We start from the raw sequence: 18,899 nt of genomic DNA, 5'->3' as shown, positions 1-18,899 counted from the left end.
CGGCCCCGTGAGCCGCGTCGCATCACCACCCCGTAAGGAGAGAACTCCGATGTCCACCCACGCCCCCGGCGGCCCGGCCACCACGCCGCCGGACCTGCCGGACGCGATCGCCGTCACCGGCCTGGCCTGCCGGTTCCCCGGCGCCCCCGACGCCGGGACCTTCTGGGCCAATCTGGTCGCGGGCCGGGAGAGCATCACCTTCCGGACCGCCGAGGAGCTGGCGGCCCTGGGCGTCCCGGCCGAACGGCTCGCCGACCCCCGCTTCGTCGGGGCCGGCGGCGTGCTGGACGGCCTGGCGGAGTTCGACGCCGAGTACTTCGGCATCCCGCCCCGCGACGCCGAGCTGATGGACCCCCAGCACCGGCTGTTCCTGCAGTGCGCGGTGACCGCGCTGGAGGACGCCGGGCAGTCGACCGACCGGGTCGAGGGCGGCGTCGGTGTCTACGCCTCAGCCGGCTTCAACTCCTACCTGACGCACCAACTGCTGCCCCGCGCGGCCCACCTGGCCGACCGGGCCGAGGTCCAGTGGCTGGCCGCGGGCGACAAGGACTACCTCGCCACCCAGACCTCCTACCGGCTCGGCCTCACCGGCCCGAGCCTGAGCGTGCAGAGCGCCTGCTCCTCCGCGCTGGTCGCGGTCCACCTGGCGGCCGAGGCGCTGCTGAGCGGCGAGTGCGACGTGGCGCTGGCCGGCGCCGTCTCCGCCGGGGTCGGCCAGGGGCTCGGCTACCTGCACGCGGAGGGCGGGATCCTCTCCGCCGACGGCCACTGCCGTCCGTTCGACGCCGCCGCGACCGGCACGGTCTTCGGCAGCGGCGTCGGCGTGGTGGTGCTGAAGCGGCTGGCCGACGCGGTCGCCGACGGGGACACCGTCCGGGCCGTCCTGCTCGGCTCGGCGGTCAACAACGACGGGAACCGCAAGGTCGGCTTCACCGCGCCCAGCCTGGACGGCCAGGTCCGGGTCATCGCGGCGGCCCAGTCGGTGGCCGGGGTCGCGCCCGGCGAGGTCTCCTGCGTCGAGGCGCACGGCACCGGCACTGCGCTCGGCGACCGGATCGAACTCGCCGCGCTGGCACGGGTGTTCGGGGATGCGCCGGACTCCCGCCGAGTGCTCGGCGCGGTCAAGTCCAACGTCGGCCACCTGGACACCTGCGCCGGGATGGCCGGGCTGATCAAGACGGTGCTGGCCCTGCAGCACCGCACGCTGCTGCCGACCGCGCACTTCGAGAGCCCCAGCCCCGAGCTGGACCCGGGCCTGTTCCGGGTGCTGACCGAGGCCGAGCCGTGGACCGGCCCGGACGGCGCCCGGATCGCCGGGGTCAGTTCCTTCGGCATCGGCGGCACCAACGCCCACCTGGTCCTCCAGGACGCGCCGCCGCTGCCGGCCGTATCCGCCGCGCCGGTGTTGACTTCCGGGTCGGCCGCACCGGCCGCGTGGGAGCTGCTGCCGGTGACCGCCCGCACCGAGCGGGCGCTCGACCGGGCCACCGAGCGGCTCGGCGCCGCGCTGGCCGCCCCCGCCGCGCCCACGGCGGCCGACGCCGCCTTCACCCTGCAGACCAGGCGCAGGCACCACCCGTGGCGCCGCACCGTCCTGGCCGGCGCCGGCCAGGAGGTGCGCTCGCGCGCCGTCCGGGCCGTCGGCCACGGCCAGGACGTCGCCTTCCTCTACCCGGGCCAGGGCGCGGGCCGCCCGGGCGTGGCCGCGGAGCCGTACCGCACCGAGCCGGTCTTCCGCGCCGCGCTGGACCGCTGCCTGGAGGCCCTGCGCCCGTGGACCGCCGCGCCGCTGCGCGCCCTGCTGCTCGACCCGGCCCACCCGGACCTGTTCGACCGGACCGAGGTCGCCCAGCCGGCCCTGTTCGCCGTGGAGCACGCCCTCACCGAGTGGTGGACGGCGCTCGGCGTCCGTCCGGTCGCGCTGGCCGGGCACAGCGTCGGCGAGTTCGCCGCCGCCTGCGCCGCCGGGGTCTTCGAACTGCCCGACGCGGCCCGGCTGGTGGCCGAACGCGGCCGACTGATGGGCACCATGGCGCCCGGCGCGATGCTGAGCGTCCCGCTGCCCGAGCAGGAGCTGCGCGCGTTCCTGGACGGCCCGGACGGCCTCGAACCGGCCGCCGTCAACGCGCCCGACCGCTGCGTGGTGGCCGGTGCCCCCGACGCGGTGTCGCGGCTGGCCGGGCGGCTGGCCGAACGCGGCGTCACGGCCAGGCCGCTGGCCGTCCGGCACGCCTTCCACTCCCGGGACGCCGAACCGCTGCTCGCGGAGTTCGCGCGGCTGGTGGCCTCCGTGCCGGCCCAGGCGCCCGCGCTGCCGGTCGTCTCCGGTCTGACCGGGCGTGAGCTGACCGCCGAGGAGGCCGTCTCGCCGGAGTACTGGGCGCGCCAGCTGCGGCACACCGTCCGGTTCGCCGACGCGCTCGCCGCGCTGCCGGGCGACGGGCCGCTCCTGGAGCTCGGCCCCGGCCGGGGCCTCAGCGGCTTCGCCGTCCGCACCCTGGGCACCGACCGGCCGGCCCTGCCCTCCCTGGAGCCCACCCCGGCCGGGGCGCCGCGACCACCCGCGCGGCTCACCGCGCTGGCCCGGCTGTGGGAGCGGGGCGCCGAGGTCGACTGGTCCGCCGTCGGCGAGCGGGCCGGGCGCCGGCACGCCTCGCTGCCGGGCTACCCGTTCGAGCCCGTCCGGCACTGGTTCGAGCCCGTCGAGGACGCCCTGCCCGCCGCCCCGGCCGTGGCCGCCCTGTCCGCCGCCCCGGCGCCCACCGCCCCCGACGACGTGGACTCCTGGCTGCACGTCCTGTCCTGGACCCCGGCCCTCCCGCCGGCCGGCACCGGGCCCGTCCCGTCGTCCGTACTGCTGCTCGCCGACGCCTCCGGCCTCGCCGGTCCGGTCGCCGAGCGGCTCGCCGCCGCCGGTGCCCGGGTCACCCTGGTCCACGCCCCCGGCGGGGCGTCCACCGCCGCCGACGCGCCGTTCGCCCTCGACCCCGACGACCCCGCCGCCTTCCCGGCGCTGGCCGCCGCCCTGGCCGAGCGCGGCACCCCGCCGGACGCCGTGGTGTCCTGCCTCGCCCTGGACGAGCCGCCGTTGGAGCGGGCCACCCCCGGCGAGGCGGCCGACGGCGCGCTGCGCGCGCTGACCGTCCCGGTCCAGCTGGCCCGGGCCCTCGGCGAGGCCTTCCCCGGCCGGCCGCTTCGGATGCTGCTGGTCACCGACGCCGCGCACGGGGTCCACGGGCAGCCCGCGCGCACCCCGCAGGCCGCCGCCGGGCTCGGCGCGGTCCGGGTGCTGCCCCAGGAGGTGCCCGGGCTCACCGCGCAGACACTCGACCTCGACTGCCCGTCCCGGGAGCCCGCCGACCTGGCGCTCGCGGCGGAGACCGTGGTGGCGCAGCTGTGCTCCGAGCACGCCCCGGCGCCGCTGACCGCCGTGCGCGGCCGCGCCCACCTGGTGCCCGCCCCGGACCGTCCCGTCCTGACCGATCCGGCCGCCCCGCGGACGGCCCCGCCGACCGGCCCGTGGCTGGTCACCGGCGGCCTCGGCGGGATCGGCCTGGCCGTGGCCGGCCGACTCGCCGAGGACGCCGGCCGGACCCTTGTCCTGCTCACCCGGCGCGCGGTGCCCGACGGCGAGGGCTGGCACAGCCTGCGCCCCGAGGGCGCGGCGCCCGCCGCGAGCTGCCCGCCGGAGCTGGCCGCGGCCCTCGCCGGACTCACCGCGCACGGCGCCCGGCTCTGCCTCGCCCAGGCCGACGTCACCGACGAGGCCGCGCTGGCCGCCACGCTCGACCGGGTGCGGGCCGCATACGGCCCGATCGCCGGGGTGGTGCACGCCGCCGGGGTGCCCGGCGGCGGCGTCACGGCGCTGCGCGGCCCCGCGGAGATGGCGCGGGTGCTCGCCCCCAAGGTGCTCGGGACCGTCCTGCTGGAGCGGCTGACGGCCCGTGACCGGCCGCTGCTGGTGCTCTGCTCCTCGGCGCTGGCGGTCACCGGCGCGGTCGGCCAGGCCGACTACACCGGGGCCAACGCCTTCCTGGACAGCTTCGCCACCGGCACCCGGGCGGCGGTGTCGATCGGCTGGGACCGCTGGTCGCAGACCGGCATGGCGGTCCGCTCCGGCCTGCGCGACTGGCTCGACGGCGGCGAGGCCCTCGACCACGCCCTCTTCGACGCCCGCCGCACCGAGCCGGACGGGACGGTGGAGCTGCGGATGCGCCGCAGCGCGCAGACCCGCTGGCCCGCCGAGGAGCACCGGATCGGCGACGTCCCGGTGCTGCCCGGCACGGCGCTGCTCGAACTCGCCGTCGCCGGCCACCGGTCGGTACTCGGGGACGGGCCGGTCGAACTGGACGCGGTCTTCACCCACCCGCTGCGGATGCCCGCCGACCAGCCGCCGGAGGTGACCCTGCGGCTGCGGCCGGCGCCCGACGGCGGGCACCTGTGGGAGGTCCGCTCCAGCGCCGTACCGTCCAGGCCGCACGCCCAGGGCCGGATCGCGCCCCACTCGGGCACCGCCCCCGAGCGCCTCGACCTCGACGGGCTCGCGGAACGCTGCGCCGCCGTCGCGCCGTCCGCCGGACCGCGGCCCGGCGGGGCGAGCGGGCTGCGCACCGGGCCGCGCTGGGAGAGCGTCACGGAGGTCCGTGAGAGCGGGGACCAGGGCGAGGCGATGCTGCGGCTGCGCCTGCCCGAGCCGTTCCACGGCGACCTGGCGGCGCACCCGCTGCACCCCGCGCTGCTGGACACCGCCACCGGCGCCGTCACCGCCCGCACCGGCAGCCACCTGCCGGTGGCGTACCGGCGGCTGGTGGTGCTCGGCCCGCTCGGCCCCGACGCCGTGGTCCGGGTGCTGCGCCGCTCCGGTGCGGCCGGGGCCGGCGGCACGCTGGTCGTCGACGTGGTCGTCGCCGGTCCGGACGGCACGCCGGGCGTGCTGGTCGAGGGCTTCGTGCTGCGTCCGGCCCCGGCCTCCGGCCCGGACGGCGCGGCCGCCGGTGCCGACGGGGCCGGGCGGGCCGTCGAGCCCGAGCAGGGCGGGATCCCCACCCGGGAGGGCCTGCTGGCGCTCGACCGGATCCTGGCCAACCGTCACCTCCCGCACGTCCTGGTCAGCCCCCGCGCGGCCGGACGCACCACGCCGCCGACCGCCGCCGCGACCGCCACGACCACGGCCGCCCCGCCGGAGGCCGGGCCGGCCGGCCCCGAGGGGTTGGAGGAGCGGATCGCCGCGGTCTGGTCCCGCCTGCTGGGCGTGCCCGGCATCGGCCCCGAGGACAGCCTCTTCGAGCTCGGCGGCGACTCCCTGCTGATCGTCCAGATCACCTCCGAACTCCAGCGGCTCGGAATGGCCGTCTCCCCCGGCGACCTCTTCGCCCACCCCACCGTCGGACAGCTCGCCGCCCGGCTCCGCGCGGACCGCGAACCGGCCGCCGCGCCCGCGCCCGACACCCCAGCCCCGCCCACCGCTCCCGCCGCGCCCGCCCCCGCCCCGTCGCAGGGGACGCGCGAGGCCTTCTCGGACGCGGACCTCAGCGCAGACGACCTGGCCCGGGTATTCGCCCTGTTCCGGTCAGGAGAGGACACCAAGTGAACGACATCGAGGACATCTACCCCCTCTCGCCCACCCAGGAGGGGATGCTCTACCACAGCACCACCTCCCCCGAGCACGGCCTGTACGTCGAGCTGACCACCTTCCGGGTGCACGGCGAGCTGGACCTCGCCGAGCTGGGCGCCGCCTGGCAGCGGGCGATCGCCCGGCACCCGGTGCTGCGCACCGCCTTCGTCCGGGAACGGATCCGCACCCCGCACCAGGTGGTGCTGCCGAAGGCGGACCTGCCGATCGAGTTCCGCGACCTGACCGGCCTGGACTCGGCGGCCCGCGAGGCGGCCGTCGCCGAGGAGCTGGAGCAGCGCGCCCGCGAGCGCTTCGACCTGACCAGGCCGCCGCTGATGCGGCTGCTGGTGCTGCGTCTGCCCGGCGAGCACCTGGTGGTGTGGACCTACCACCACCTGCTGCTGGACGGCTGGTCCGCCGCGCTGCTGCTGGCCGAGGTCACCGCCGGGCTGTCCGACGGCGCCGTCGAGCTGCCCGCGCCGCCCGCCTTCCGCGACTACATCGCCTGGCTGGGCCGTCAGGAGCCGGACCGCGACCGGGCGTTCTGGACCGACTACCTGGCGGGCTACCGCGAGCCGGCGGCACTGAGCCTGCCCGGGACGCGTCCGGGCGCCAAGCCGTCCGGCGAGTTCCTGACCGTCCGGGCGGAGCTTCCCACGGAGACCCTCACCGCGCTGCGGCGCCTGGCCGCCGTCAACGCCACCACGCTCAGCGGTCTGGTCGAGGCGGCCTGGGCGGGAACGGTCGCCCGCCACAGCGGCCGCGACGACGTGGTGGTCGGCGTGACCGTCTCCGGGCGCCCGGTCGACCTCGACCGGGCGGACCGGATGCTCGGGATGTTCATCAACACCGTCCCGGTCCGGGTGCGGATCGACCGACAGCTGCCCGGCGACGCCTGGCTGGCCGCCCACGCCGCCACCCGCCACCCCGTGCTGGACCACCAGCACACCGCGCTGACCGACATCCAGCGCTGGGCCGAGACCGCCCCCGGCGTGCCGCTCTTCGACACCGTCGTGGTGGTCGAGAACTACCCCGACCGGACCGAGGCGGTGCTCTCCCACGGCGCGGTCACGGTCAGCGACGTCCGCTACGAGACCCGGACCAACTACCCGGTCACCCTGGTCGTCCGGGCCGCGACGGAGATGCAGCTGCAGGCGGTGGTGGACGCCGGCCGGATCACCCCGGAGGAGGCCCGGGCGCTGCTCGACCACGTCGTCGCGGTGCTCGGCCGCTTCGCCGCCGGGCCCGGCCGTGCCGTCGGGGAGCTGCTGGCCGTCCCCGAGGCGGTCCGCGCCCGGCAGCTGGACACCTGGAACGGCAGCGAGATCGACCGCACCGAGCCCGCCGCCCTGCTGGCCGGGCTGATCGACGGCGCGGTCCGCACCCGGCCCGACCACCCGGCCGTCATCGACCAGCAGAACCGTTACGGCTACCGGGAGTTGGACCTGCGGGCCGACGCCCTGGCCCACCGGCTGGTCGGCCACGGCGTGCGGCCCGGCGACCGGGTGGGCATCTGCCTGGGCCGCGGCGCCGACCTGGTGACCGCGATGCTGGCGGTCGCCCGGGCCGGGGCCGCGTTCGTCCCGCTCGACCCGGCCCACCCGGTGGAGCGGATCGGCCTCGTCCTGGCGGACGCCGCGCCGGCCGTGGTGCTCGCCGACGCCGCCGGCCTGCCCGCCCTGGCCGGTTGGGACGGCACCGTCCTCGACCTCGCCGCGCTCGACCCCGCCGCCCCGGCCCCCACGCCCGAGCCGGCCGGCGCCCTCCCCGGCGCCGACCCGGACGGGCTCGCCTACCTGATGTTCACCTCGGGCTCCACCGGACGCCCCAAGGGCGTCGCCGTCGGCCACCGGGCACTGGCGAACCTGGTGGACAGCCTGGCCCGCCGCCACCCCGGCCTCGACGCCGACACCCGCTTCCTCGCCCTCACCACGCTCGGCTTCGACACCTCGCTGGCCGAACTGCTGGTGCCGCTCGCCGTCGGCGGGACGGTCCACGTGGGCGGCCAGGCCCTCGGCCTGAGCGGCCGCGAGCTCGACCGCTACGTCGTGGAACACGGCATCACCGCGCTGCAGGCCACCCCCTCCCGCTACCGGGCGCTGCTGGACTCCGACTGGCAGGGCGCCGGCCGGCCCCGGCTCTACAGCTGCGGCGAGGCCTTCCCGGCGGACCTCGCCGCGCCGCTGGCCGAGCGCGGCGCGTCGGTGTGGAACATGTACGGGCCGACCGAGACCACCGTGTACTCCAGCGTCGAGCCGATCACCGCCGACACCACCCGGGTCACCGTCGGCCGCCCGATCTCCAACACCGTGCTGCACGTGCTGGACACCGTGGACGGCGGGCTGCTGCCGGTCGGCTGCGTCGGCGAACTGTGCATCGGGGGCGACGGCGTGGCCCAGGGCTACTGGCAGCGGCCCGAGCTGACGGCGGAGCGGTTCGTCACCGACCCGTTCACCGGCGGCCGGATGTACCGCACCGGCGACCACGCCCGCCGCCTGCCCGACGGCCGGATCGAACTGCTCGGCCGGATGGACCGCCAGCTCAAGCTGCGCGGCTACCGGATCGAGCCCGGCGAGATCGAGCAGGTGCTGCTCGCCCTGCCCACCGTGGCGGCCGCCGCGGTCGCCGTCCGGGAGGGCCGCCTGGTCGCCTGGGTGGTGCCCGCCGACCGGGACGCCCCGCTCGACACCCCCGGGCTCCAGGCCGGGCTGCGCCGCTCGCTGCCCTCCTACATGGTCCCCGAGGCGGTCACCGTCCTCGCCGAACTGCCGCTCACCCCGGCCGGCAAGACCGACCTGCTCGCCCTGCCCACCCCGGCGGCGCTCGCCGGCGAGGCCGGGCCCGCCGACCGGCCCGCCGGCGCGACCGACCACGAGGCGCTGGTCGCCCGGCTGTTCCGCGAGGTCCTGGCCCTGCCCGAGGTCGGCCCGGACGACGACTTCTTCGAGCTGGGCGGCGACTCGCTGCGCGCCCTGCGGCTGGTCTCCCGCCTGGAGACCGAACTCGACCGCTCGCTCGACATCGAGCTGCTCTTCGACGCGGCCACGGTCCGCGAGCTGACCGCGGCCCTCGGCCCGGCCCTCGACGACGCCGACCAGTGACCCGCCCGGTGTCCCGGCCGGCCCCGGCCGGGACGCCCCCGCACCGACCCCACCGATTGGACAAGAACCGCCATGGCTAGCACTACGGCCACCCTTCTCGACGACGGCGAACGCCGGCTCGACACCCTGCTGCTGTCCCGGTGGGACGCCGACCCGGCGCACCCCGCCGTCGTCGACGGCGACCGGGTGCTGCCCGCGGGCGAACTCAGGGACCGGACCGTGCGGGTCGCCTCCCTGCTGCGGGAGCGTGGCGTGCGCCCGGGCGAGCGGGTCGCGGTCTACCTGGAGCGCTCGGCCGACTTCGTGATCGCCGTGACCGGGGTCGTCCTGGCCGGCGCCGCCCAGGTCGCCTTCGACGTCAACGACCCGGTGGCCCGCACCCTCGACATGCTGGCCGACTGCGGGCCCCGGCTGCTGATCACCACCCCCGAACTGCGCGCCCGCTTCCCCGAGGACCTCGCCACCGAGGTGGTCACCGTCGCCGAGTGCGCGGCGGCCGAACCGGCCGTCCCGTTCGAGCCCGCGGACGACCTGGCCGAGCAGCCCGCGGTGGTCATCTACACCTCCGGCTCCACCGGCCGCCCGAAGGCCTCGCTGATCCCGCACCGCGCGGTGACCACCCGCCTGCGGGCGCTCCAGCGCGGCCACGGCCTCGGCCCGGACGACCGGATGCTGCACCACACCGCGTGCAGCTTCGACATGTTCCTGATCGAGGTGTACTGGCCGCTCATCACCGGCACCACCGTCGTCATCGCCGCCCCCGGCCGCCAGCGCGACGCCGACTACCTCGCCGAGACCATCCGCTCGGCCGACATCACGATCTTCTACTGCGTCGTCTCGCTGCTGGAGCTGTTCCTGCTGGCCCGCGGGCCCGAGGAGCGCTTCGACGGCCTGCGGCGCGTCCTCACCGGCGGCGAGCCGCTCGCCCCCGAGCTGGTCCGCCGCTTCCACGCGCAGTCCACCGCGCCGCTCACCAACCTCTACGGGCCGAGCGAGTGCACCATCTACTGCACCGCCTGGGTACCCCCGCGCGACCCGGACCTCGACGCCGTCTACATCGGCCCCGCGATCGAGGACACCACCCTGTGGATCCTGGACGAGGACGGCAAGCCCGTACCGGACGGCGAACCCGGCGAGCTCTACATCGGCGGCCCGGGCCTGGCCCTCGGTTACCTGAACCGCCCCGAGCTCACCGCGGAGCGCTTCGTCCCGGACCACCTCGGCGACGGCTCCGGACCGCTCTACCGCTCCGGCGACCTGGTGCGCACCCACCCGGTGGGCGGCCTGGAGTTCCTCGGCCGGGTCGACCTCCAGGTGAAGATCCGCGGCTACCGGATCGAACTGGGCGAGATCGAGTCCGCCGCCCTGGCCGTGCCCGGGGTCCGGCAGGCCGCGGCGGTCGCCCACGGCAAGGGCAGCGACGCCCGGCTGGTCGGCTTCCTCGTCGTCGAGGCCGGCGCCGAGCCCGCGCCCGTCACGGCCGCCGTGCGCGAGGCGCTGCGCGGCGCGCTGCCCTCGTACATGGTCCCGGCGGCGTTCACCACCCTGGACGCCATGCCGCTGACGGCCAACGGCAAGCTGGACCGCACCCTGCTGACCGCGCGCGCCGGGGAGGTGCTGCCCACCGCCGGCCCCACCGCGACCGCCGACGCCACCGGCACCGACCCCGCCGCCGGACCGCGGGCGGCGGACGGCGACAGCCTGGCCACCGTGGTCACCGGCGTGTGGTGCGAGGTCCTCGGGCTGCCCGCGATCGGCCCGGACGACGACTTCTTCGACATCGGCGGCGACTCGTTCAAGGTGGTGCGCGCCGTCCGCAAACTGGAGGCGCTGCTCGGCACCGAGGTCCCGATGGACCTGGCGTTCGACGAACCGACGGTGGCGGGCTTCACCGCCGCCCTGGCCGAGCACGGCGTGGAGGTGTCGGCCCGATGACGTCCCAGGTCCTGCGCTCCTTCGCCGAGCTCGACGCGATCGCCCGCGACCCGTCCGCCCCCGTCGTCACCCTGTTCAGCGGCGGGCTGGACAGCAGCTACCTGCTGCACCGCCTGGTACGGGCTGGCGCCCGCAACGTCCACGCCGTCAGCGTCGACCTCGGCGAGGACGAGAGCAGCGAGCACAAGCAGCGGATCGCCGACCGGCTCGGCATCCGGCTCCACCTGGTCGACGGCAGACGGGAGTTCGCCGAGGACTTCGTCCGCCCGGCCATCGCCGCGCACGCCGTCTACCTCGACACCCACCCCGTCAGCTCCACGCTCAGCCGCCCGCTGATCGCCGAGGTCGCCGTCCGGACCGCCCGCGAACTCGGCGCCACCACGGTGCTGCACACCGCCAACCGCTCCCAGAACACGCTGCGCCGGCTCAACGGCGCCCTCGACCTGCTCGGCTTCACCGGCCGCTACGGCAGCCCGTACGACCTGGACCCGGTGGACCGGGACCAGAAGATGCGCGAGCTCAAGGAGGCCGGCCTGGAGCAGCTCAGCGAGCGGCTGGTCAGCGGCGACTCCAACCTGTGGTGCCGGGAGTTCGAGTCGGGGATCCTCGACGACCCCGAGGACCACGCCGTGCCCGAGGCGCTCTACCGGTGGAGCGCGCTGCGCCCCGCCGAGGCCCCGGAGACGGTCGAGGTCGCCTTCGAGGCCGGCCGGCCCGTCGCGGTGGACGGCCGGCGGCTGCCGCTGGTCGAACTGATCGACACCCTCAACCACGCGGTCGGCGCCCACGGACTGGGCCGCTACAGCGGGCTGGAGCACCTGGGTCACGGCCCGAAGGTGCTGGAGATCCGCGAGATGCCCGCCGCCTGGCTGCTGCTGCGCTCGCGCCGCCACCTGGAGACGGCCACCCTCTCGGCCGAGCTGCTGCGGGAGAAGATGCACCAGGAGCAGCTGTGGGTCCGCGAGGCCCTGGAGGGCCGCTGGTTCGGCGAACTGCGCGAGGCCAGCCAGTCGTTCATCGAGGTCTGCTCGGCGCGCGTCACCGGCTCGGTCCGCTGGCGGCTGTCGGCCGGCTCGGCCGAGACCCGCGCCATCGTCGCCGAGCGCCCCCGCTACCTGCGCGACCGGGAGGCCTGGGAGCACCGGTCCGTCGCCGCCGAGCGGGCCGCGTTCACCCCGAACCCCCCGCAGGAGCACTGACCGTGGCACCTTCCGACCCGACCGGCACCCCCTCCGCCGCCCCGGCCCCGCCGGTCCTCCTGGTCGTCTACGGCCGGGGCTCGGCGACTCCGCGCGGAGTCCTGACCGCCGCGCGCCGGGTGTGCACGGTGGTCTTCTTCGGCGACCTCGGCGACCCGAGGACGGCCGCCGACCTGGCCGCGCTGCCGAAGTCGGCCACCGTGGTCGACACCGCCGGCCTGACCGAGGAGCAACTGTGCGACCGGGCGGCCGGGTTCGGCATCTCGGGCGTGATCACCTTCAGTGACGGCCTGCTCCGCACGGCCGCGGCCGTGGCCGAGCAGTGCGGCGTGCCGTTCCACGACCGCGCCACCGTGGAGGTCCTGGTCGACAAGTTCCGCCAGCGCGAGGCGCTGGCGGCGGCCGGGGTGCAGGCCACCGCCTGCCGGACGGTGCGCTCCGCCGCCGACCTCGGACCGGCGCTGGCCGCGACCGGCCTGCCCGCCGTCCTCAAGCCCCGCTCGGGGGCCGGCAGCGTGGACACCTGCCTGGTCCGCGACGCCGCCGAACTGGCCGACCGGTACGCCGAGTTCACCGGCGACTCGGCCGATCCCGCGGTGTTCGTGCTGGAGGAGTACCTGGTGAGCGACCCCACCGTGGTGGGGGAGTTCTGGGGCGACTACGTCTCGATCGAGTCCGCGATCAGCGGCGGCGAGATCCGCACCGTCGCGGTCACCGGCAAGCTCCCGCTGGCCCACCCCTTCCGGGAGACCGGCTACTTCACCCCGGCCCTGCTCCCCGACGGCCTGGCCGAGGAGGTCGTGGCCCTGGAACAGAGCGCGCTGCGGGCCCTCGGCATCCGCGAGGGCGTCACCCACACCGAGATCAAGTTCACCCCCGACGGGCCGCGGCTGATCGAGGTCAACGGGCGCCTGGGCGGCCACGTCTCGGACGTCCTCAAGCGCTCGGCCGGCACCGACCTGCTCGCCCTCGCCCTCCGGCTCGCCCTCGGCGGGTTCGCCCCGCCCGAGCCGGTGCTCGGCCTCGGCGCGAACTGCCCCGCCGTGGCCTTCCAGTACTTCCTCTCCCCGCCTGCCGACGGGCTCGCCCCCGGCGGCGGCGACCTGGTCGACGACCTCCAGGCCGTCCCCGGGGTGGACCTGGTGGACGCCCGGATCGACCCGTCCTGGCGGGCGAACTGGCGGGCCGGCACCGAGTGGCTGATCGGGACGGTCTACGGCTCCACCGCCGACCACGCCGCACTGCGGGCCACCGTCGAGGGCATCCACCGCCGGATGGACGCCTTCTGGACCTGAGCCCGGGGCGGGCCCACGGCGGATCGAATTCTCGCCGAAAGCCATTGCCTTACCGGAACCAGGCTTCGAAATAGCCGAATTCAACACCCGCCGCAAGTCCAAGATCTTGACGTGGCCACTTTCAGCGTGCAATCATTTCTTCGAATTCGACCGTCCTTATTATCACCGCGGAGCAATGATTCGGCCGAGTGATGGAGGGCAGAGGGGATGGGAATGGGAACAAAGCGACAGGTCCACTGCTGCCAGGCAGCGCCTGCGGTCATTGCCTTGGCCGCGCGGAACAACGCGTCCTGGTGCGAGGCGATGTGTCAGGCGCACGGTCGTCCTGGAGAGCTGTCGGACCTCGCATGGGTCAATCCGCAGAACAACCTCGCCTACTATCCCAACCTGGTGACCCTGAGTCCGTCCGTCTCCGGTGCCGACGTCCGCGAGGCACTGCGAGGCGAATCACAGGGAGCAATGTCAGTCAAGGACAGTTTCGCCTCCCTGGACCTCCTGCCCGACGATTACGGAATCCTCTTCGAGGCGGAATGGATACACCGCCCGGCTCCGGCTGCGCGGGCAGGATGCCAGTGGATGCGTATCACTGATATCGACGACCTGCGACAGTGGGAGAAGGCACGATCCGGTTCGGAGGAATCCTCCGGGGAATTTCCCGAATCACTTCTCCGTGATGACCGAGTGATCATCGTCGGTGGATTCTCCGGCGACCGGCTGGAATCCGGAGCCGTTCTGCACATCAGCCACGGCGTGGCGGGGGTGTCGAATGTCTTCGGTCCGGCCGGAGAGGCGGAATCGAGCTGGGCCGGCCTCGTGTCCTGCGCTGCGCGGGAGGTGCCCGGAGTCGACCTAGTCGGCTACGAACGAGGTGCTCAGCTGGCAGCTGCGACAGCGAACGGTTTCCACTCGCTGGGGCCGTTGCGGGTATGGCAAAGGAACATCCACAGAGAATGCAGAAAGGTGGACGAACCGTGCGTCTCGTGATCCGCTATTTCAGCTACCCGGTTCTCATGGTGCTGACCCTCGGCGCAGCGATCTCGCTGGTCGACACCTCTTTCCCGCAGTGGGCGATCGTGCCGATGGTCACGGTCTTCGCCTCGGTGTACGTGGCCGTGCTGGAGCGGGTCCAGCCGTTCTACGAGGGATGGAACCGCTCGCGCAACGACGTGGTCACGGACGCCACCTCCAGCCTCGTGGCCCTGTTGGTGGTCGCCCGGCTGATCGAGCCGCTGTTCCTGTCGGTGCTGTTCGGCGGCTCCGTCCTGCTCTCGAACGAACTGGACAGCACGCTGTGGCCCACGAGTTGGCCCCCCGTCGCCCAGGCCGCACTGGCGCTCCTCGTCGGAGAGTTCTTCTACTACTGGATGCACCGCTGGATCCACAGTGCAGGGTTCTTCTGGCGCTTTCACGCGGTGCACCACAGCTCGGAGCGGCTCTACTGGCTCAACTCGGCCCGGTTCCACCCGATCGACTTCTTCCTCGACGACGTGGCGATCGTCTTCCCACTGGCCCTCACCGGGTGGACCCTGCACAGCATCTCGGGCTTGATCATCCTGCTCACCTTCTACAACTGCCACGGCGTCACCATGCACTCCAACATGGATGTCCGCCTTGGCCCGCTGAACTACCTGGTGCCCGGCCCGGAGCAGCACCGCTGGCACCACTCCAGGAACATGCGCGAAGCGAACAACAACTTCGGCGGCAAGGTCGTCATCTGGGACCTGCTGTTCGGAACCTTCCTCCTGCCCGCCGACCGCATTCCCCCCGAGGACATCGGCCTCGCCGACGACGTCCGGCTGCCCGACTCCTACCTGGGCCTCCTGCTGGCTCCGTTCCGGTGGTCCAAACTTCCGGCGCGCACGCCCGATGCGGTGGCCGGTACCGATCCGGTCCGACACGGCGCCGGCGCCGCCTGACCGATGCGCGCGGACATCCGGGTCTCCTTCGTGGCCCGGTTCGTCACCGACGTGTGAGACCGCCGCCCCTCCCCCACCGCACATCCGCTCAACCTCGCACCTCTGGAGTCAACTTGCCGCGGCGAATACGCACAGCCACCCACGCGGTGGCGGCAGCCGTCGTCTCCGGCCTGGTCCTGGCGCTGCTCGCGCTGGGTATCGGGCCGGTCCCCGCCCTCGGAACCGCACTCGTCCCCGGGGCCGGGGTGTGGGACTCCGCGGCCGGCGCCGAACTCCCCCACACCGAGACCCTCGCCCTGGCCGGCCTGGACGCCCCGGTGACGGTCGCCTTCGACGACAACGGCGTCCCCACCGTCAAGGCGGCCTCCGACACCGACCTGTTCCAGGCCCAGGGCTACCTGCACGCCCGGTTCCGGCTCGCCCAGCTCGACCTGGAACGACGCGCGGGCCGCGGCCGCCTCGCCGAGCTCAACGGCCCGGCGAGCCTCGAATCCGACCGCTTCGAGCTGCAGATGGGACTCCTGCGCACCGCCGAGGCCGAGTGGGCCGCCACCCCGCCCGACAGCCCGGCGGGCCGCGCCCTCACCGGCTACACGCGCGGGGTCAACGCCTGGATCTCCGAGCTGCGCCACAACGGGCAGTGGCCGGCGATCTTCTCCCTCACCGGCGTCTACCCGTCCGACTGGACCCCGGTGGACAGCCTGGTCATCCAGGAAGTCCTCACCCAGAGCATGGACTTCACCAGCACCCCGCTGGACTACGCGATCTTCCGCGACTCCTTCGGCGAGGAGCGCACCATGGACTGGTTCCCGGTCCACGCGCCCAACGACCAGCGGCCGTACGACCCCGGGCCGTACCGCGACCTCGGCATCGCGCCGCTGCCCGCCAACGTCAACACCGCCGGACCCGACGGCCGCACCGCCGCCAACCGGTCACAGCCGCGCCCCGCGCCCGTCGCGCCCACCGGCGGGTCCGACCCCGCCGGGGAGGCCACCGCCGCCCGGACCCTGCTCGACACCATCCGCGCCCTGCCGGCCACCCAGATCCACACCTTCCCGGACAGCAACGCCTGGGCCGCCAACGGCCCGGCGGTGGCCGGCGGCAACGCGATGCTCGCGGGCGACCCGCACCTGCCGATGACCCTGCCGTCGTACTGGTACCAGATCGCGCTCTCCTCGCCGGAGACCAACGTCACCGGCGCCAGCATGGCCGGCATGCCCGGTGTGCTGATCGGCCGGAACGCCGACATCTCCTGGTCCCTGACGGACGCGCAGAACCAGTCGACGGTCTTCTACAGCGAGCAGACCAGCCCCGACCACCCCGGCCAGTACTACTGGAACAACGCCTGGCACCCGATGGAGCGGGTGGAGTACACCATCCCGGTCCGCGGCGGCGACGCCGAGCACTTCGCCGTCGACCTCACGGTGCACGGACCGGTGCTGACCCGGGCCGGGCAGACCACCTCGGTCGACTGGATGGGCAACATCCCCTCCCCCGACCTGGCCGTCCTGCTCTCCGTCAACAAGGCCCGCGACTACCAGGAGTTCCGCACCGCGCTGGCCGACTGGCACGCCCCCACGCTCAACTTCGCCTACGCCGACGGCGGCGGCAACATCGGCGTGGTCGCGGCCGGGTACTTCCCGCTGACCAAGGGCGGCAACCCCTGGTTCCCGCTGCCCGGCACCGGCGAGTACGACGTGACCGGCGCCATCCCGTACGACGCCACCCCGCAGGCCTACAACCCGCCGAACCACGTGGTGGCGACCGCCAACCAGCGCCCGGTCTCGGCCGACTACCCGTACTACATCGGCACCTCCCTCAACGCCTTCGACAACGGCTACCGGGCCAACCGGATCTACCAGTTCCTGGAGAGCCACCCGGCGATGACCGCAGCCGACTTCACCGCGCTGCAGAACGACGTGACGGACTACCTCGCCACCGTCATCGTGCCGCACCTGAAGGAGGCCCTGGCCGGCACCACCCTCGACGCCCGCCAGCAGGCCGCCCTGGACGTGCTCGACCGCTGGGACCACACCATGCGGCCCGGCGTCGCCGGCGGGCCGATCTGGTGGACCTTCTGGAACGACTACCTGGAGACGACCTTCCAGCCCTGGTGGGACCAGGCCAAGGTGCCGGTCGACCGCGACCGCCGCTACCTCAGGGTCTCCAGCGCCCTGCCCAGCCTCGACGAGAACCTTGAGGCCTGGACCCTGCGCGACCCGGCCAACCCGACGTTCACCTCGCCCGGCGGGCCGGCCCGCACCGCCACCGACGCCATGCGCACCGCGTTCGCCCAGGCCGTCTCCGAACTCTCCCAGGACCTCGGCAACGACCCGGCGACCTGGACCTGGGACCGCGTGCACAGCCGGCAGATCCCGTCGCTGACCGACGTCGACGCGCTCGGCTACGGCCCGAAGCCCGCCGAGGGCGACCGCTGGACCGTCAACGCGGCCGACGGCGGCATGACCTCCACCTTCGGTCCGAGCTGGCGCATGGTGGTCGACTGGAAGGCGCCGGGCACCGCCACCGCGCAAGCCGTCTACCCGGGCGGACAGAGCGAGAACCCGGCGTCGCCCTGGTACCGGACCTTCGTCCCGTACTGGTGGGAGGGCCGCAACCTGCCGCTGCTGATGGCGGCGGACCAACCTGCCTCCACCAAGGTGTGGACCCTGCGACCGGGAGCGTGAGCACCGTGACGGAACTTCAGAAGCAGTCCACGCCGGACCGGACCGCGCCGGACGGCCCGGCCCAGGACGGCCCGGCGCAGGAGGAGGCGGTCCGCCCGTCCGACCCCGCGGCCGACCCCGAGGCCGACCCCGAGGCCGTCCGGTTCGCCCTCCCCGCCGCACTGGTCGGTGCGGCCGCCGTGGTGGCCGTCGGCTCGCTCTGGGGCCTCTGGTACCTGCCGTTCCTGAGCGGCCTGGCCATCGGGACGGCGACGGCGGTCCGCGCTCTGCGCGCCCGCACCGCCGTCCTGGCCGGCACCGCGGCCGCCCTGGCCGGCTGGGGCGCCCCCCTCGTGTGGCGCGCCGCCTCCGGGGAGGCCGTGGCCGGCACCGCCCGCACGGTGGCCGCCCTGGCCGGGCTGCCCGCCCTGGCCTCCCTGGTCATCGCGGTCACGCTGCTGCTCGGACTGCTGCAGGCCCTGCTGGGCGTCTGGCTCGGCCGTACGGCGACCGCGGCCCTGCGCCCCGCCCGCTGACCCCGCCGGCCCCGAAGGCCGCCGCCGCGCTCACCCGAGCGCGGCGGCGGCCTTCCGACGGGGCCACACCGAACGGCGGAACGGCCGTTCCCGGAAGCGAGGACGGCCGTTCCGGAGCAGCCCGGGGCTCAGCCGCGGCCGAGCACGCGGTCCACGGCGATCTCGATGACCACGCGGTCCGGGTTGACCCGGGGCTGGCGGTACCGCTCGGCGTAACGCCGCTCGGCCTCGGCGACCTGCTCGGGCTCGTCGCGGACGACCGCCACACCCTCCAGGGTCGCCCAGCGCGCCCGGTCGACCTGGCAGACCGCGACCCGCAGGCCCTCCGGCCCGGCCTCCGCGACGTTGCGCGCCTTGCGGCTGGTACGGCTGGTGATCACCCGGGCGGTCGCCGTCTCCGGCTGGAACGTCACGCCGACCGGCACCACGTGCGGCGTGCCGTCCGGGCGGGTGGTGGTCAGGGTGGAGATGTGCCGCTCACGCCAGAAGGCGAGCATGGCGTCGTCGAGGTCGCGCGGGTCATGGGCCATGATCGCGATCGTACGGCCCCCGGGGAACGATCAAGCCCCCGGGGGCCGTTCGGGTACCGCGCCGTCCCGCGCGACGGCGCGGTACCCGTCGCGGAGCGGCGCCCGCG

Annotated in this window: 10 protein-coding genes; 9 read left to right on the top strand and 1 reads right to left on the bottom strand. The window is 75.0% G+C overall.

Translation table 11 applies throughout. The features are described 5' to 3' along the window. Positions 1-49: 49 nt before the first annotated feature. The 9 genes from AB0D10_RS28495 (at position 50) to AB0D10_RS28455 (ending at position 18,262) form a co-directional block, all read left to right on the top strand. A complete protein-coding gene (locus AB0D10_RS28495; RefSeq protein ID WP_360261809.1) occupies positions 50-5,590 on the top strand; it encodes an SDR family NAD(P)-dependent oxidoreductase in 5,541 nt (1,846 codons plus the stop codon). Then, the gene (locus AB0D10_RS28490) at positions 5,587-8,715 is read left to right on the top strand and encodes an amino acid adenylation domain-containing protein (RefSeq protein ID WP_360261808.1); all 3,129 of its coding nucleotides are present in this window, start codon (positions 5,587-5,589) and stop codon (positions 8,713-8,715) included. Before AB0D10_RS28495 ends, AB0D10_RS28490 begins: the two co-directional genes overlap by 4 nt. Before the next feature lie 72 nt (positions 8,716-8,787). Further along, positions 8,788-10,650 (top strand): amino acid adenylation domain-containing protein, encoded by a 1,863-nt coding sequence (locus AB0D10_RS28485; protein ID WP_360261807.1) that lies wholly within the window; start codon positions 8,788-8,790, stop codon positions 10,648-10,650. Next, the gene (locus tag AB0D10_RS28480; protein ID WP_360261806.1) at positions 10,647-11,849 is read left to right on the top strand and encodes an argininosuccinate synthase-related protein; all 1,203 of its coding nucleotides are present in this window, start codon (positions 10,647-10,649) and stop codon (positions 11,847-11,849) included. The genes AB0D10_RS28485 and AB0D10_RS28480 overlap by 4 nt, the downstream gene beginning before the upstream one ends. Positions 11,850-11,851: 2 nt before the next feature. Continuing rightward, entirely contained in the window at positions 11,852-13,144 is a 1,293-nt protein-coding gene (locus AB0D10_RS28475) for an ATP-grasp domain-containing protein (protein ID WP_360261805.1), read from the top strand. A gap of 267 nt (positions 13,145-13,411) precedes the next feature. Continuing rightward, complete coding sequence (locus AB0D10_RS28470) at positions 13,412-14,128, top strand: hypothetical protein (RefSeq protein ID WP_360261804.1); 717 nt, start codon at positions 13,412-13,414, stop codon at positions 14,126-14,128. After that, a complete protein-coding gene (locus AB0D10_RS28465) occupies positions 14,116-15,060 on the top strand; it encodes a sterol desaturase family protein (protein ID WP_360261803.1) in 945 nt (314 codons plus the stop codon). The genes AB0D10_RS28470 and AB0D10_RS28465 overlap by 13 nt, the downstream gene beginning before the upstream one ends. A gap of 113 nt (positions 15,061-15,173) precedes the next feature. Continuing rightward, positions 15,174-17,747 (top strand): penicillin acylase family protein, encoded by a 2,574-nt coding sequence (locus AB0D10_RS28460; protein WP_360261802.1) that lies wholly within the window; start codon positions 15,174-15,176, stop codon positions 17,745-17,747. Positions 17,748-17,752: 5 nt separating this feature from the next. Next, positions 17,753-18,262 (top strand): hypothetical protein, encoded by a 510-nt coding sequence (locus AB0D10_RS28455; protein WP_360261801.1) that lies wholly within the window; start codon positions 17,753-17,755, stop codon positions 18,260-18,262. A gap of 128 nt (positions 18,263-18,390) precedes the next feature. Here AB0D10_RS28455 and AB0D10_RS28450 read toward each other — a convergent pair whose 3' ends face one another. Beyond that, positions 18,391-18,792 carry a TIGR03618 family F420-dependent PPOX class oxidoreductase gene (locus tag AB0D10_RS28450; protein ID WP_360261800.1) on the bottom strand — a complete coding sequence of 134 codons (402 nt, stop codon included), beginning with the start codon at positions 18,790-18,792 and terminating at the stop codon, positions 18,391-18,393. Between the last annotated feature and the right edge of the window lie 107 nt (positions 18,793-18,899).

This window comes from Kitasatospora sp. NPDC048545, from assembly GCF_040651155.1.
GTDB lineage: Bacteria > Actinomycetota > Actinomycetes > Streptomycetales > Streptomycetaceae > Kitasatospora.
This window is presented reverse-complemented; position numbering and strand designations above follow the sequence as displayed.